At 69.3% G+C, this 15,147-nt stretch carries 15 protein-coding genes; 6 read left to right on the plus strand and 9 right to left on the minus strand.

Translation table 11 applies throughout. The features are described from left to right. Positions 1–15 precede the first annotated feature (15 nt). On the minus strand, positions 16–2,025 hold the full coding sequence (locus GC106_RS29170) for an MMPL family transporter (RefSeq protein WP_173137249.1): 2,010 nt from the start codon (positions 2,023–2,025) through the stop codon (positions 16–18). 75 nt (positions 2,026–2,100) lie between these two features. On the opposite strand from GC106_RS29170, the gene GC106_RS29175 reads away from it, so the two are divergent. Next, on the plus strand, positions 2,101–2,556 hold the full coding sequence (locus GC106_RS29175) for a MarR family winged helix-turn-helix transcriptional regulator (protein WP_173137251.1): 456 nt from the start codon (positions 2,101–2,103) through the stop codon (positions 2,554–2,556). 22 nt (positions 2,557–2,578) lie between these two features. Beyond that, positions 2,579–3,520: a 2-hydroxyacid dehydrogenase gene (locus GC106_RS29180; RefSeq protein ID WP_173137253.1), complete on the plus strand. Its 942-nt coding sequence runs from the start codon at positions 2,579–2,581 to the stop codon at positions 3,518–3,520. Here the strand turns inward: GC106_RS29180 and GC106_RS29185 are convergent. Together GC106_RS29185 and GC106_RS29190 are read right to left on the minus strand one after the other, a co-directional pair. Beyond that, a complete protein-coding gene (locus GC106_RS29185) occupies positions 3,513–4,217 on the minus strand; it encodes a DoxX family protein (RefSeq protein ID WP_312872928.1) in 705 nt (234 codons plus the stop codon). The two genes, GC106_RS29180 and GC106_RS29185, sit on opposite strands and share 8 nt — an antisense overlap. 49 nt (positions 4,218–4,266) lie before the next feature. Further along, positions 4,267–5,181 (minus strand): 2-hydroxyacid dehydrogenase, encoded by a 915-nt coding sequence (locus tag GC106_RS29190; RefSeq protein WP_312872929.1) that lies wholly within the window; start codon positions 5,179–5,181, stop codon positions 4,267–4,269. A gap of 57 nt (positions 5,182–5,238) precedes the next feature. Between GC106_RS29190 and GC106_RS29195 the strand changes: the two genes are divergently transcribed. Together GC106_RS29195 and GC106_RS29200 are read left to right on the plus strand one after the other, a co-directional pair. Continuing rightward, on the plus strand, positions 5,239–6,201 hold the full coding sequence (locus tag GC106_RS29195) for an alpha/beta fold hydrolase (RefSeq protein ID WP_173137257.1): 963 nt from the start codon (positions 5,239–5,241) through the stop codon (positions 6,199–6,201). A 10-nt stretch (positions 6,202–6,211) separates the two neighbouring features. Next, on the plus strand, positions 6,212–7,399 hold the full coding sequence (locus tag GC106_RS29200) for a PQQ-dependent sugar dehydrogenase (RefSeq protein WP_173137259.1): 1,188 nt from the start codon (positions 6,212–6,214) through the stop codon (positions 7,397–7,399). 3 nt (positions 7,400–7,402) lie between these two features. On the opposite strand, the gene GC106_RS29205 is transcribed toward GC106_RS29200, so the two are convergent. Then, positions 7,403–7,954 carry a TetR/AcrR family transcriptional regulator gene (locus GC106_RS29205; RefSeq protein WP_173137261.1) on the minus strand — a complete coding sequence of 184 codons (552 nt, stop codon included), beginning with the start codon at positions 7,952–7,954 and terminating at the stop codon, positions 7,403–7,405. 99 nt (positions 7,955–8,053) lie between these two features. Between GC106_RS29205 and GC106_RS29210 the strand changes: the two genes are divergently transcribed. Next, positions 8,054–9,622: an MDR family MFS transporter gene (locus tag GC106_RS29210; protein ID WP_173137263.1), complete on the plus strand. Its 1,569-nt coding sequence runs from the start codon at positions 8,054–8,056 to the stop codon at positions 9,620–9,622. A 64-nt stretch (positions 9,623–9,686) separates the two neighbouring features. Here the strand turns inward: GC106_RS29210 and gatB are convergent, their stop codons facing one another. Genes gatB through gatC form a run of 4 tightly spaced genes read right to left on the minus strand, consistent with a single transcriptional unit; the run spans position 9,687 to position 13,196 of the window. After that, on the minus strand, positions 9,687–11,192 hold the full coding sequence (gene gatB, locus GC106_RS29215) for an Asp-tRNA(Asn)/Glu-tRNA(Gln) amidotransferase subunit GatB (RefSeq protein WP_173137265.1): 1,506 nt from the start codon (positions 11,190–11,192) through the stop codon (positions 9,687–9,689). Then, complete coding sequence (locus tag GC106_RS29220) at positions 11,189–11,386, minus strand: hypothetical protein (protein ID WP_173137267.1); 198 nt, start codon at positions 11,384–11,386, stop codon at positions 11,189–11,191. The genes gatB and GC106_RS29220 overlap by 4 nt, the downstream gene beginning before the upstream one ends. After that, complete coding sequence (gene gatA / locus GC106_RS29225; protein WP_173137269.1) at positions 11,383–12,900, minus strand: Asp-tRNA(Asn)/Glu-tRNA(Gln) amidotransferase subunit GatA; 1,518 nt, start codon at positions 12,898–12,900, stop codon at positions 11,383–11,385. Before gatA ends, GC106_RS29220 begins: the two co-directional genes overlap by 4 nt. Further along, positions 12,897–13,196 (minus strand): Asp-tRNA(Asn)/Glu-tRNA(Gln) amidotransferase subunit GatC, encoded by a 300-nt coding sequence (gene gatC / locus GC106_RS29230; RefSeq protein ID WP_173137271.1) that lies wholly within the window; start codon positions 13,194–13,196, stop codon positions 12,897–12,899. The genes gatA and gatC overlap by 4 nt, the downstream gene beginning before the upstream one ends. Positions 13,197–13,412: 216 nt before the next feature. On the opposite strand from gatC, the gene GC106_RS29235 reads away from it, so the two are divergent. Then, a complete protein-coding gene (locus tag GC106_RS29235) occupies positions 13,413–14,066 on the plus strand; it encodes an ACT domain-containing protein (RefSeq protein ID WP_173137273.1) in 654 nt (217 codons plus the stop codon). On the opposite strand, the gene GC106_RS29240 is transcribed toward GC106_RS29235, so the two are convergent. Beyond that, positions 13,968–15,128 (minus strand): glycosyltransferase family 87 protein, encoded by a 1,161-nt coding sequence (locus GC106_RS29240; protein ID WP_173137275.1) that lies wholly within the window; start codon positions 15,126–15,128, stop codon positions 13,968–13,970. The two genes, GC106_RS29235 and GC106_RS29240, sit on opposite strands and share 99 nt — an antisense overlap. Positions 15,129–15,147: the final 19 nt, after the last annotated feature.

A 15,147-nucleotide genomic window follows, 5' to 3' on the forward strand; every position in this document is an offset into this window, starting at 1 on the left:
ACGCATGTACGTCTGCTAGCCGCGGGAAAGGCGTGACGGCCACCAGATGCGCTTGCCGACGTCCACCGAGAGCGCGGGAACCAGCAGCGAGCGCACCACGAACGTGTCCAGCAGCACGCCGAACGCGACGATGAACGCGATCTGCGCGAGGAACAGGATCGGCAGGACGGCCAGTGCCGAGAACGTCGCGGCGAGCACCACTCCGGCGGAGGTGATGACGCCGCCGGTCACCGTCAGACCGCGGAGAACGCCTTGGCGCGTACCGAGTTGTGCCGCTTCCTCCCGGACTCGCGTCATCAGGAAGATGTTGTAGTCGATGCCCAGCGCCACGAGGAACACGAACCCGAACAGCGGCACGACGGGGTCGGCACCCGGGAATCCGAACACGTCGTTGAACACCAGCGCCGACACGCCCATGGTCGCCGCGAACGACAACACCACCGTCGCGATCAGCAGCAGCGGTACCAGCAACGCCCGCAACAGCAAGGCGAGCACGAGGAAGATCACCACCAGGACGATCGGGATGATCACCAGGCGGTCGCGTTCGGACGTTTCCCGCGTGTCCAGTTGCGTGGCGGTGGGCCCGCCGACCTTGGCGTCGGCACCCGGCACGGCCCGTACCGCCTCCCGCAGCCGCTCGACGGTCGCCAGTGCCGCGTCGGAGTCGACCGGGTCGGCGAGCACCGCGTCCAGCTTGACCAGGCCCTGTGCCTGTCCCGAAGGCCGGACCTCCACGACTCCGTTCACGGCCGCCGCCCGCGTGACGGCTTCGGCCTGCGTGGCGTTGGCCAGCACGACGGCCGGGGCTCCGCTGCCGCTGGGGAAGTGCCGGGACAACACCTCCTGACCGGCAACGGAGTTCACATCGGTCAGGAACACGTCGGACTGCGCGGTTCCGGAAGCCTTGAGCTGTGGCACGAAAGCCACGCCGACCAGCAGGACCAAGGTGGTGAGCACCCAGGTCGCACGCGGCCGGGAGTCGACCAGGCGCGCGACACGTGCCCACACGCCGCTCGACTCCGGATGTGGTGAACCGAGTTTCGGGCGTACCGGCCAGAACGCGGACCGGCCGAGCATCGCCAGCATGGCGGGCAGGAACGTCACCGAGGCCAGGAACGCCGCCGCCACACCGATCGCGGCGACCGGCCCGAGGCCCTTGTTGGAGTTCAGGTCGCTGAACAGCAGGCACAGCACGCCGAGCACGACCGTGCCCGCGGACGCGGCGATGGGCTCGATCGTGGCCCGCCACGCCGCTCGCATGGCCTGGTAGCGGTCCTCGGTGTCGCGTAACTCCTCACGGAACCGGGAGACCAGCAGCAGGGCGTAGTCCGTCGCCGCGCCGAAGACGAGGATGAACAGGATGCCCTGGCTCTGGCCGTTGAGGTCGAGCACGCCCGCGTCGGCCAGCAGGTAGACCGCCAGGCTCGCCACTCCCAGCGCGAAGACACCGGACAACAACACGACGAACGGCAGCAGCGGGCTGCGGTAGACCAGCACCAGGATCACCGCCACGACCGCGCCCGCGACCAGGAGCAGCAGGCCGTCGATACCGCCGAACGCCTCCTTGAGGTCCGCGACCTGCGCGGCGGGCCCGGCGACCAGCACCGTGAGCCCGTCGGGCGGCGAGGAGAGCTTGGCCCGGATCTCCTCCACTCCTGCCGCCGGGTCGTCGGCCTGGACCGCCACGACGACCTGGGCCGCTTGGTCGTCCCGCGGCGACGGGATGACCGGGGACGCCTCGCCCGGCAGGTCCCGGCTGCCCAGCCAGTCACGGTCGGCCTGCGTCAGACCGGACGCGCGTTCGGCCACCACGACGGCGGGCAGGCCGCGCTCGCCGCCGAACGCCCGCAGCCGGCCGGCGACCTCGGTGGCCTCTGCCGAAGCGGGCAGGAACGCGGTGTTGTCGTTGACCGAGACCTGGCTGAGCTTGCCTGCGAACGGCCCGGCGAAGCCGCCGAGCGCGAGCCACGCGACCGCGACGACGGCGGGCAGCAGCCAGCGGATGCGTGATCTGGTCGCGTTCACGGGAGAATGTCCTCCGACACCGATATAGTTCGACAGTCGAATAATTCGATTGGCGAAACTCTAACCGGAGGGCGCATGGTCGACAACTCGATCTTGGTCAGGTTGCTGCGGCAACTCACGATCGAGACCGATCGGTTCGCCGAGATCTTCGGCGAGAAGCAGCGGATGCACCGCACCGACCTGAACGCGCTCGCGCTGATCATGGACGCCCGGTGGACCGGCGAGCCGATGTCGCCAGGCAGGCTCGCCGAGGCCCTGCACATGAGCCCGTCCGCCACCACCGCCGTGCTCGACCGGCTGGAGGCGTCCGGGCACGTCCACCGCACACGCAGCGCCCACGACCGCCGCAAGGTCGAACTGCACGTCAACGACAGCGCGCTGGAGCTGGGCCGCGCGTTCTTCGTCCCGCTCAACGAAGCGCTGACCAGGGCGTGGGACGAGTTCGCCGACCGGGACAAGGAAGTCATCGCGCGGTTCCTCGGCGCGAGCATCGACGCGACAAAAGCGGTACGCGCCGGCCTGACCGGGTGATCAGCGGCGCTATCGTCGGCGGGTGCCCCAGGTTCTAGTCACCCGAGAGATGGTCGACGAAGCGATGCAGGCGTTGACCGGCCACTGCGAGGTCGATCTGTACACCGGCCCGCCGGAGGCCATGCCGCGCGCGGAGTTCCTCAAGCGCGCCCAGGACAAGGACGGCCTGCTGACCATGCTGTCCGAGCGCGTGGACGCCGAGCTGCTCGACGCGGCCGGGCCGCGGCTCAAGATCGTCGCCAACCACGCGGTCGGCTACGACAACATCGACGTCGAGGAGTGCACGCGGCGGGGTGTGCTGGTCGCCAACACGCCGGACGTGCTGACCGAGTCGACCGCGGATCTCGCGTGGGCGTTGATCCTGGCCAGTGTCCGCCGGATCGCCGAGGCGGATCGCTTCCTGCGTACCGGAAAGCCGTGGGTCTGGGGACCGCGGATGATGCTCGGCCACGATCTGTACGGCAGGACACTGGGAATTGTCGGCTACGGCCGGATCGGGAAGGCGACCGCGCGGCGGGCCGAGGGATTCGGCATGCGCGTCATCCACAATTCACGGTCCGGTGGGGTTTCGTTCGATTCCCTGGTCGCCGAGTCGGACGTGATCTCGATTCACGCCCCGCTCACGCCGGAGACCCGGCATTTGTTCGACGCGGACACATTCCGCCGGATGAAACCCACCGCCGTCCTGGTGAATACCGCACGGGGACCGCTCGTGGACGAGGCGGCGCTGGCGAAAGCGTTGCGCGCCGGCGAGATCTTCGCGGCAGGGCTGGACGTGTTCGAACGGGAGCCACAGGTCGAGGCGGCGTTGCTCGACCTGGACAACGTGACGCTCGCACCGCACCTGGGCAGCGCGACCGTCCAGACCCGGGCGGCGATGGGGCTGTTCGCCGTGCGTAACCTGCTCGACGGCATCGCCGGGCACCGCCCCCGGGCCTTGGTCAACCCGGAAGTCCTTACCTGAACACGACAAGCGTGACGACGGACAGGCCGGCCGCGACGATCAGCATGAACAGGCCGAGCGGCACCGGGCGCCGTCCCCACGGGGTCGGCCGGTCCAGCGAGATCCGCCCGGGGCCGGTGAACAGCAGCGTGAACGCCGCCGCGCCCAGCGCGAGCTCCCACTCGAAGCCGCGCGGGCTGAAGAACCCGCCGCTCCACTTGAGGAAGATCACGTTGGCCATCACCCCGAGCACGGCGGCCGCGCCGACCGGGGTGAACAGGCCGAGCACCAGCAGAACGCCGCCGACCAGCTCGGACACCCCGGTCACCCAGGCCAGCAGCGTGGTCTGGCTGAAGCCCTGCGTGCCGAGGAACTGTGCGAACCCGTCGATGCCCGGCCCGTTGAACAGGCTGAACAGCTTCTGCAGGCCGTGGGCGACGAACGTGCCGCCGAGCACGAGACGCAGCACCAGCAAGCCGAAATCAAGCCCGCCGTGCCAGGCGTAGCCCGGCTTGCGGCGTTCCTCCTCCGCACCTGGTTTGGACAGCACAGTGGTGGTGGACGAGCTGCTGTAGCCGGAATCGTCGTACCGGCCGTAATCCTCGTCCGACGGCTCAGCCATCCGATGGGCACCACCACCGGAATAGTCCTCGCCGCCCGTGGAATACATCCCTGGGTAGCCGCCCGCGGAGGTCGAGCGGTCATCGTCGGTACTCACGGCGGGCAGGGTACGGGAAACCGCGCCGAAACGCTCTACGAAGTCATTCTCAATACTCCCCGCGGACAAGATTCGACGGTTTCCCGCCCGCCGCGAACATCGCGATCTGACTTGCCGCCACCGCATACGCGCGCTCGAAGTTGCCCTCGCACGTCCCGGCCACGTGCGGGGTCAGCAGCAGGCCAGGGGCGGTCCACAAAGGATGATCCGACGGCAGCGGCTCGGGCTCGGTGACGTCGAGCGCGGCCCGCAACCGGCCCGACCGCAGTTCCGCGACCAGGGCGTCGGTCACCACCACCGAACCGCGTGCCGCGTTGACCAGCACGGCACCGTCCGCCATCCGGGACAGGAAATCCGCGTCGACCATTCCCACGGTTTTCGCGGTGACCGGCACCATCAGGACCACGGCGTCGTAGTCGCCGAGCAGCCGGGGAAGTTCGTCCACCCCGCGTACGCCCTCCCGCGCGGTCGTTCCGACCAGCGTGACGTGCGCGTCGAACGCCTCCAGCCTGCGCCTGAGCTGTCTGCCGAGATCACCCGCGCCGATCGTGAGCACACGTTTGCCTTGCAGCGTGTCGGTCTTGTGCAGGTCCCACCGGCGTTCCCGCTGTGCGTCGGCGAACTCCCGCATCTCGCGGTAGATCGTCAGCAGCGCCGCCATGACCCACTCGGCCGTGCTGCCGCCGTGCGCACCACGGCAGTTGGCCAGCATGATCCCGTCGGGCAGCTTGCCGATCCAGCTCTCCGCGCCCGCCGACAGCAACTGCACGAGCTTGAGGTTCGGCAGATCGGGCACGTAACCGAGCGCCCGGCGACCGGCCTGGAAGCCCGGGATCAGCACTTCGGCCTGCTCGGCGCCGGGTGGCAGGGGCTCGCCGACCTCGAACCGGACGGCTCGCACACCGTCCAGCCCGGCCAGTACGGACATTCCGTGATCGTCAGGCACCAGGACAGTGATCGGCACGAGAACAACAGTAGGCGTCATCAAATCGTCCGGTCGCCTAGGGCAGACTCTGCGTCGATGCACGAACACGACGTGACCTCGCCGGACGGGACGAGGATTCGCGGCTGGCGCACCGACAACCCGGGCCCGCCGGTGTTGCTGTGCCCGGGGCTGGGCACCCCGCCGGACGTGTGGCCGGCGTTGTTGCTGCCGGACGCGGGCGTACGGGTGCTGTCCTGGTACCACCGCGGCACGATGGGATCGGACCGGCCGGTGGACGAGAGCCGGATCGAACTGGCCGACCACGTCGCCGACGCGCTGGCCGTGCTGGACGCGGCCGGAGTGCGGCGCTGTGTGGTCATGGGCTGGTCAGTGGGCGTGATGGTGGCCGCCGAGCTGGCACGCAGGCATCCGGACCGGGTGTCCGGCCTGATGTTCACCGCGGGCGTGCCCGGTGACCTCTTCGGCGCGATGTTCGGCTCGTTCGGCGTCCCGGCGGTGGTCCGTCGCGCGGTGGCACTGGGCGGGACACACGCGCTGCGGGCGATCTCGCCGTTGGTCGACGCGGTGCTGCACCGGATTCCGGTGAACACGTTCACCGCCACACTGGCCCAGCACAGCGGCCTGATGCTGCCGGGCGCGGACACGCAGGCCGTCGTGCACGTGCTGCGGCGGTTCGTGCAGCACGACTGGCGTTGGTACTTCACGCTCGCGCTCGCGATCAGTTCCGTGCCGCAACGCGAGCTGCACGGGCTGACGTGCCCGATCACCGTGCTCGCCGGGCAGTACGACATCCTGACCTCACCGGAGCGGGCGTCGAAACCCGTTTCGATGCTGCCGCAGGCACGTGTGCGGATCGTCCCGACCAGCCATTTCCTCCCGTTGGAAGCACCGGACGTGGTGGTCGACGAGCTGCGGATGCTGATGCGCCGTGCCGCCGCGGTGGAGCGGGCCCGTGAGCTGGCGCGCCCGCCGAGCCGGGACCCGATCGACGCGTTGATCCCGCCTGCGCTTACCTACGGTTCACGGCTGCGCACCTAGCCTGGGTGACGTGTCACGTTCCGGATGGCGGCTTGCCGCGTGCTGCGTCGCCGCTGGCCTCGCGCTCAGCGGCTGCGTGTCGTTCGCCGAGCAACCCCCGCCGACCAGTTGGACCACCCAGCCGCAGCTGGCGCCGGAGAGTGGCCCCGGCTCGGACGGCGGCGGCTCCGGTGGCGGCGGCGGTGGCCAGGGCGGGGGCGGTGGTGGCGACAACGTGCCCAACACGCCCGTTCCGCCGCCGCAGGGCTGCAAGGACTTCCACCCGGCCGTGATCGGGACGTGCATGGACACGATCGACGCGGTGGCGCCGTTCGCCAACAGCGACCCGCCCGCCGGTCTCGCGGGTGAACGCAAGTCCGGTCGCGTGATGCAGGTACAGCAGGGCACCGACCCGCGCGCCGTGATCACGCTGCCCGTCGACGGGACCACCGACGGCGGCCTGACCGGGCTCGCCCTGTCGCCGACGTACACCGAAGACCAGCTCGTCTACGCGTACATCACGACGCCGACCGACAACCGCGTTGTGCGTTTCACCGCAGGCGACGTACCGAAGCCCGTCCTGACCGGCATCCCACGGGGCACGTCCGGCAACCGCGGCGCGATGATGCGCGACCGCACCGGCAACCTGCTCGTGGCGACCGGTGACGCGGGCAACCCGGCGCTGGCCGCCGACCCGAAGTCGCTGGCGGGCAAGCTGCTGCGGATCGACACGGCGGGCAAACCGGCGAAGGACAACCCGGACCCGAGCTCGGCGATCATCGCAGCCGGTTTCCACACGCCAGGCGGAATCTGCGTCGGCGTGGACAGCCGCCCGTGGGTGACCGACCGCTCGGCCCAGCGGGACGCGATCTACCGCGTGGAGCCCGGCAAGCCGCTCGGCAACCCGGTGTGGACCTGGCCGGACAAGCCGGGGGTCGCGGGCTGCGTGGTGACCCCGGCGCTGCTGATGGTCGCGACGTCGGTGGCCGGGAACATGCAGAACCTGCCGCTGAACCCGGAAGGCGTGATCACCGCCAAGCCGACCCCGTCCATGCAGGACAAGGACGGCTTCGGGCGGCTGGGCGCGATGGCCGTGCTGAATCCGAGCTTCGCGCTGGCCGGGACGGTCAACAAGTCCGGCGGCACGCCGGTGTCCAGCGACGACCGGGCCGTGCTGATCGCGATCGTGTCCTCCGCGGCCGGTGGCGGCAAGGACTGACCTTCAGCCGTTCAGTTCCAGGCTGACTTCCAGGGCCGCCGCCTGGCGTTCCTCGGGCGTCGAGTCCGTTTCCTGCAGGGTGAACTGACCCATGTGCAGGACGATGATCGAGAGGCGGGCCTTGAGCTGGTCGGCCAGTGAGGCGCCGGGCCCGGTCAGGAAGTCCACGAAGGCCTGCATCCGTTCGTGGCCCTTCATGCCCGCCGCCAGCTCGCGCAGGGCGGGCTGGTTCTCCTGCATCAGGCGCATCAGTTTGAAGTGCCTGCCGCCTTCGTTGATCGCGGCGGCGTAGCGTTCCAGCAGTTCGCGGCGGTTCTCCGGGGTCGGTTCCTTGCCGGCCAGCCACTCGGAGACCACGTCGAGCCGCTCGCCCGCTGCCTGCAGCAGGCTGGTGATGATCTCTTCCTTGGTCTTGAAGTGGTAGTACAGCGCCGCCTTGGTCACACCGAGGCGTTCGGCGATCTCCCGCAGTGACGTCTTGTCGTAGCCCTGTTCGCCGAAGAGCTCGAGGGCTACGTCCTGGATTTTTTCCTTCGTATCCGAGCGTGCGCCCATCTCGACTCCAACTTACTTGACGACCGGCTAGCCATTAGCTTACCGTACGGCTAGCAAGTAGCTAGCCGGACGGCAAGTAAGCATAGCTGGGACGGGACCATGAGCGCACCTTCGACGACCACAGCGCCTCTGACGAAGCGCAAGCAGTACACAGTCTTCGCCGGACTGATGATCGGCATCCTGCTGGCCATGCTCGACAACATGATCCTCGGCACCGCCCTGCCGACGATCGTCGGGGACCTGGGTGGCCTGAACCACTTCGCCTGGGTGGTCACCGCGTACACCCTCGCCTCCGCGGTCTCCACGCCGATCTGGGGCAAGCTGAGCGACCTCTACGGCCGCAAAAGCATGTTCATGGCGTCGATCGTGCTGTTCCTGATCGGCTCGGCGCTGGCCGGGACCTCCGGGTCGATGACCGAACTGATCGTGTACCGGGCCGTGCAGGGCCTCGGCGCGGGCGGCCTGATGGTCGGCGCGATGGCGATCATGGCCGAGATGGTCCCGCCCAGGGAACGCGGCAAGGTGCAGGGCATGTTCGCGGCCATCATGCCGGTCGCCATGGTCGGCGGGCCGTTCCTCGGCGGCTTCATCACCGACTACCTGGACTGGCGATGGGCGTTCTACGTCAACCTGCCGCTCGGCATCGCCGCCCTGCTCGTCGTCGGCGCCACGCTGCACATGCCGAAGCGCACCCGCAAGGCCGTGATCGACTACTGGGGCGCGGGGCTGCTGACGGTCGGCATCAGCTCGCTCGTGCTGCTCGCGACCTGGGGCGGCACGGAGTACGCCTGGGATTCGTGGCAGATCATCGGTCTCGGTGTGCTGACGGTCACCGCGCTCGCGGCGTTCGCCTGGGTGGAGAACCGCGTCGCGGAGCCGATCCTGCCGCTGCGGCTGTTCCGGATCCGCAACTTCAGCCTGGCGTCGGCGCTGGCGTTCGTGTCCGGCTTCGCGATGTTCGGCGCGGTCAGCTTCCTGCCGCAGTACCAGCAGATCGTGCAGGGCGCGTCGGCGACGAACAGCGGACTGTTGCTGCTGCCGATGATGGCGGGCCTGCTGGTGTGCTCGACCCTGGCGGGCCAGCTGACCAGCCGCACCGGGCACTACCGGACGTTCCCGATCATCGGCATGGGCGTGATGGCGGTCGGAACGCTGTTGCTGACCCAGCTCGACCTGACCACGAGCTCGTTCACGTCGAGCATGTACATCATCGTGATCGGCGCGGGCCTCGGTCTGCTCATGGGCACGACGAACCTGATCGCGCAGAACAGCGTCGAACTGCGTGACCTGGGCGTCGCGACGAGCACGGCGACGTTCGCCCGGAACATCGGCGGTTCGCTGGGTGTCGCGGTGCTCGGCTCGATCTTCACCAGCCGGATCACCGACTCGATGACCGGCGCGCTCGGCTCCGCGGGATCGCGGCTGACCAGCGCGGGCGGGCAACTGAGCCCGGACATGATCGAGGGACTGCCCGCGCCGGTGCGGGACGCCTACCTCGGCGGCATGGTCTCCGGGATCCAGAGCATCTTCGTGGTCGCCACGGTGTTCATCGCCATCGGCTTCGTGGTCTCGTGGTTCGTGAAGTCCGAGCCGCTGCGGGACTTCACCGTCGCCTCGTCGTCCACTGAGGACGGTGCGGCCAAGCCGGTCCCGGCACTGGCCGACTGACGGGGAAAAGAACGTGCGGGCCACCTGTCGGGGGGTGGCCCGCACATCTGTCTGTTCACCTGGGTCAGGCGTTGGCGCGTTCCAGAATCAGTTCCCGGACGCGCTTGGCGTCGGCCTGGCCCTTGGTCGCCTTCATCACCGCACCGACGATCGCGCCCGCCGCGGCGACCTTGCCGCTGCGGATCTTCTCGAGCACGTCCGGCTGCGCGGCGAGTGCCTCGTCGACCGCGGCGGTCAGCGCCGACTCGTCCGACACCACCTTGAGGTTGCGCTTCTCCACGACCTCAGCCGGTTCGCCCTCGCCCGCGAGCACGCCCTCGACCGCCGAGCGGGCCAGCTTGTTCGTCAGCTGACCGGAGGCGACCATCTTGATCACCTCGGCGACCTGCTTCGGCGTGATCGGCAGGTCCGCCAGTTCCACGCCGCGGCTGTTGGCCTCCTGCGCCAGCTGGCTGACCCACCACGCACGGGCCTCACCCGGCGACGCGCCCGCGTCCACCGTCGCGGCGATCAGGTCCACCGCGCCCACGTTCAGCAGGTCACGCAGTTCCAGGTCGGTGAGGTTCCACTCGGCCTGGATCCGCTTGCGCCGCACCGAAGGCATCTCCGGCAGTGTCTGCCGCAGCTCTTCGACCCACTCGCGGGACGGCGCGATCGGGACCAGGTCGGGCTCCGGGAAGTACCGGTAGTCCTCGGAAGTCTCCTTGGCCCGTCCCGAGGACGTGCTGCCCGTCGACTCGTCGAAGTGCCGGGTCTCCTGGACGATCCTGCCGCCGGCCTGGAGCACCGCCGCCTGGCGGGTCATCTCGAAGCGCACCGCCCGTTCCACCGAGCGCAGCGAGTTGACGTTCTTCGTCTCGGTCCGCGTGCCGAACTCCGACGCGTCCTTGGCCATCAGGGACACGTTGGCGTCGCAGCGAAGCGAGCCCTGGTCCATCCGGACGTCGGAGACGTCCAAGGCACGCAACAGGTCCCGCAGGGCCGTCACGTACGCCCGCGCCACTTCCGGTGCGCGGGCGCCGGTCCCGGTGATCGGCTTGGTGACGATCTCGATCAGCGGCACGCCGGCCCGGTTGTAGTCCAGCAGCGAGTGCTCGGCGCCGTGAATCCGGCCCGTCGCGCCACCCACGTGCAGGGACTTGCCGGTGTCCTCCTCCATGTGTGCGCGCTCGATGTCCACGCGCACCACGGTTCCGTCCTCCAGCTCGACGTCCAGCCAGCCGTTGAAGGCGATCGGCTCGTCGTACTGCGAGGTCTGGAAGTTCTTCGGCATGTCCGGGTAGAAGTAGTTCTTCCGCGCGAACCGGCACCACTCGGCGATCTCACAGTTGAGTGCCAGGCCGATCCGGATCGCCGACGCGACGGCGTTCGCGTTGACCACGGGCAGCGCCCCGGGCAGGCCAAGGCAGGTCGGGCAGACCTGCGTGTTGGGCTCCCCGCCGAAGGTGACCGGGCAGCCGCAGAACATCTTCGTGGCGGTGGACAGCTCGACGTGCACCTCGAGCCCGAGGACGGGGTCGAACTTCGAGATGACCTCGTCGTAGTCCATCAGCTCGGCAGCAGCCGTCACTTCAGCTCGTCCTTACGTATGGCGCGGATGGTCAGCAGCACACCCGTGATCGCCACGAGGATGCTGGCGGATGCGTTGACGAGGAGCAGCTTGTCCTTGTCCTTGCGCGCGTTGCGGAACCCCTGGACCGCGCTCACCGCGCCGAAGACGGAACCGACCAGGCCGAGCAGGCCGCGAACCTTCTTGAAATTCACCGTGCCACCTCCAGTTCGGGCACCCGGTTGATCAACGGGCCGCCGTCGGCTTCGTTGCGTGCCACCTCGTAGGCCGCCGCCACCCGGTACATCCTGGTCTCCTGCAGAGCGGGCGCCATGATCTGCAGTCCCACCGGAAGCCCGTCGACGCCCGACAGCCTGCTCGGCACGCTCATCGCGGGGTGCCCGGCCAGGCTCGCCGGAATCGTGCAGAGGTCGGCGAGGTACATGGCCATCGGGTTGTCGGTGCGCTCACCGAGCGGGAACGCCGTGGTCGGCGTGGTCGGCGAGACGAGCACGTCCGCCTTCTCGTACGCGGCCTCGAAGTCCCGCTTGATCAACGTGCGGACCTTCTGCGCGGAGCCGTAGTAGGCGTCGTAGTAACCCGACGACAGCGCGTACGTGCCGATCATGATCCGGCGCTTGACCTCGGGACCGAACCCGGCGTCACGGGTCAGCGACATGACCTCCTCGGCGCTGCGCTCACCGTTGTCGCCGACGCGGATGCCGTAGCGCATCGCGTCGAACCGAGCCAGGTTGGACGAGCACTCGCTCGGCGCGATCAGGTAGTACGCCGACAGCGCGTACTTGAAGTGCGGGCACGAGACCTCGACGATCTCCGCGCCCAACGACCGCAACCGCTCGACGGCCTCGTTGAACGAGACCATCACGCCCGGCTCGTAGCCGTCGCCGGAGAACTCCTTGACCACACCGATCTTGAGGCCACGCAGGTCGCCGATCGAACCCTCACGGACCGCCTGGACGACCGCGGGCACCGGCTCGTCGATGGACGTGGCGTCCAGCGGGTCGTGCCCGCCGATCACCTCGTGCAGCAGAGCCGCGTCCATCACCGTGCGCGCACACGGCCCGGCCTGGTCGAGCGACGAGGAGAACGCCACGAGCCCGTACCGCGAGACACCGCCGTAGGTCGGCTTCACACCGACCGTGCCAGTGACCGCGCCCGGCTGACGGATCGAGCCGCCGGTGTCGGTACCGATCGCGAGCGGCGCCTCGAACGCGGCGAGCGCCGCCGACGAGCCACCGCCGGAGCCGCCGGGGATCCGGTCGAGGTCCCACGGGTTGCGGGTCGGGCCGTAGGCGGAGTTCTCGGTGGACGAGCCCATCGCGAACTCGTCCATGTTGGTCTTGCCGAGGATCACGATGCCGGCTTCCAGCATCTTCGTGGTGATCGTCGCGTCGTACGGCGGGTGCCAGCCCTCAAGCATCTTCGAGCCGCAGGTCGTCGGCGCGCCCTGCATCGTCACGACGTCCTTGAGCGCGAGCGGCACACCGGCCAGCGGGGAGGCGGGCTGGTTGCCCGCGGCCACGTCCTCGTCGACCGCGCGCGCCTGAGCCAGCGCGCTCTCGGCGCTGACGTGCAGGAACGCGTGGACCGCCGGGTCGACGTCGGCGATCCGGTCGAGGTGGGCCTGGGCGACCTCGACCGCCGAGACCTCCTTGGCCTGGATCTTCGCGGCCAGTTCGGCCGCGGTCAGCCGGGTGAGTTCACTCACTGTTCTTCTCCCAGGATGCGGGGCACGCGGAACCGTCCGTCCTCGGCCGCGGGGGCGCCGGACAGCGCCTGCTGCTGGGTCAGCCCCGGGCGGACGACGTCGTCGCGGAAGACGTTGGTCAGCGGCACGGCGTGCGAGGTCGGCGGCACGTCGTCGGCGGCGACCTCGGTCACCTGGGCCACCGACTGCAGGATGATGTCGAGCTGGCCGGCGAACTTGTCCAGCTCTTGCTCGGTCACCGCGAGCCGGGCCAGCCGGGCGAGATGCGCGACCTCGTCGCGGGAGATGGTTGGCACTCCACGAACCCCCGGGGGATTACATTTCATTCTGGGACCTGGTGAGTCTATGGCGAGGGTTGACCGGGGCCCGAACGGGTTATCCGCCGAGACGTTGTTCTTAACCCAGACGACCCGGACGCCTACTCCTGGGGGTACGCGCCCATCTGCGACAATCGGCGCCCGGCAGCAGGTGCGGACGGCAAGGTTCCGCGCACGACGCAGGAGGCGTTCGCCTTGTCCTTCCTGATCCGGGTGCAACTCCCGGACAGCCCGGGAACACTGGGCGCGGTGGCGTCCGCGCTCGGCAAGATCGGCGCCGACATCCTCAGCGTCGACGTGGTCGAACGTGGTTCCGGGGTCGCCGTGGACGACCTGGTCGTCGAGCTGCCGTCCGGACGGCTGCCGGACATGCTGATCACCGCGGCCGAGTCGATCGAGGGCGTGGAAGTCGACGCCGTCCGGCCGTACGCGGGCGTGCTCGACACCCACCGTGAGCTGGAACTGGTCGAGGAAGTGGCGGCCGAGCCCAAGGACGGCCTGATCACGTTCACCGAGGGCGTCCCCAAGATCATCCGGGCGGGCTGGGCGGTGGTGATCCAGCACGACGCGAGCGGCACGCAGCCGTTGGCGGCCAGCCCGGCGGCGCCCGAGATCCTCACCATCGAGCTGCCGTTCATGCCGCTGGCCAAGGCGACCGTGCTGGACGGCGAGGAGCCGTGGGTCCCGGAGACCTGGCGGGAACTGGGCACCGAGCTCGCCGCGACGCCGTTGGGCAAGCCGGACCGGGTGCTACTGGTCGGCCGCCCTGGCGGGCCGATGTTCCGCGCCGCCGAGGTCGCGCGCCTGGCCCACCTGGCCGGGATCATCGCGGTCGTGCTGGACGGCTAGCGCGTACCAGTACGTCAGCAGCACGAAGCAGTACAGCGACTGGCCGGCCTTGTCGACCAGCGAGTCGCCGTGCCAGAGGTGCAATCCCCACTCCACGCCGATCAAGGGCAGCGTCACCATCAACGCGGTCGTAGCGGACCGGCGGCGCCGCAACACCACGTACACGCCGGGGAAACACAACACCAGGTAGTTGTGCCAGGCCACCGGTGACAGCAGCAGTGTCGCGGCGGTCACGGCCCACAGCGCGATGTCCGGATCGTGCCGGACCTTCCGGAGTGTGTAGATCAGCAAGGCGCCGGCCACGACGAACCCGAGCCACGCGGGCCCGCCGAACCTGGCGACGAGGCTGGGCAGGGACGCGTTGTCGCCGAACGTGCTGAGCTGTTCGATCCTGAGCACTTGCAGCCAGCGCACCGTGTTCTCCGGGCCCGCGGCCAGGCCGGCGATCGTCGCTGCCGCCACGGCGGCGGCCGCGGCCAGCATCGTGTGCCGTTGACGTCGCACGACGGGCAGAAGCAGGATCGGCGCCAGCGTCGGCTTGATCGCGACGACCAGGCCGAGAGCAACACCCGCGAGCACCAGCCTGTCCCGTTTCCCCCCGACCCACGCCACCGCGAGACCCAGCACGAGCAGGCCGTAAACCTGACCGAGCGCGACCGTGCCCATCAGCGGCGACGAAAGCACAAAAGCGGCGGAGAGCAGCCACTTCGCCCGGCGCGAGACGGGCAGCTCACGGGCCACAAGCAGACCGGCGGACACGATGAACGCCGCGGTGAGCACGCCGAACAGCCGATACGCGGTCAGCGGCCCGAGGAACCCGAACGGCGCCAGGAGAACCGTCCAGAACGGCGGATTGAGGTTGGGTAGCTTGGCGCCGGTGTCGTAGATCGAGTCACCGTGCAGCAGGGCTACCGCGGAGCGGTGGAATGTGTCGAAGTCCGCGTGCCAGCCCATGTCCGTGGACAGCACCCTGTCGACGTTGGCACTGCCGTGGGCGACGAGCAGCCACAGCGTCACACCCACTGCCGCCGCTGCACCAAGCCATGTCCCGACACGCCCCACGCGTGCAGGCTAACCGGTC

Source organism: Kibdelosporangium persicum (assembly GCF_013280595.1).
Taxonomy (GTDB): Bacteria; Actinomycetota; Actinomycetes; order Mycobacteriales; family Pseudonocardiaceae; genus Kibdelosporangium; species Kibdelosporangium persicum.

Excerpts from the sequence above, each read along its gene's own strand:
- GC106_RS29175 (WP_173137251.1), top strand. The coding sequence starts at position 2,101 with ATGGTCGACAACTCGATCTTGGTCAGGTTGCTGCGGCAACTCACGATC.
- GC106_RS29205 (WP_173137261.1), bottom strand. The coding sequence starts at position 7,954 with ATGGGCGCACGCTCGGATACGAAGGAAAAAATCCAGGACGTAGCCCTC.
- GC106_RS29210 (WP_173137263.1), top strand. The coding sequence starts at position 8,054 with ATGAGCGCACCTTCGACGACCACAGCGCCTCTGACGAAGCGCAAGCAG.
- GC106_RS29195 (WP_173137257.1), top strand. The coding sequence starts at position 5,239 with ATGCACGAACACGACGTGACCTCGCCGGACGGGACGAGGATTCGCGGC.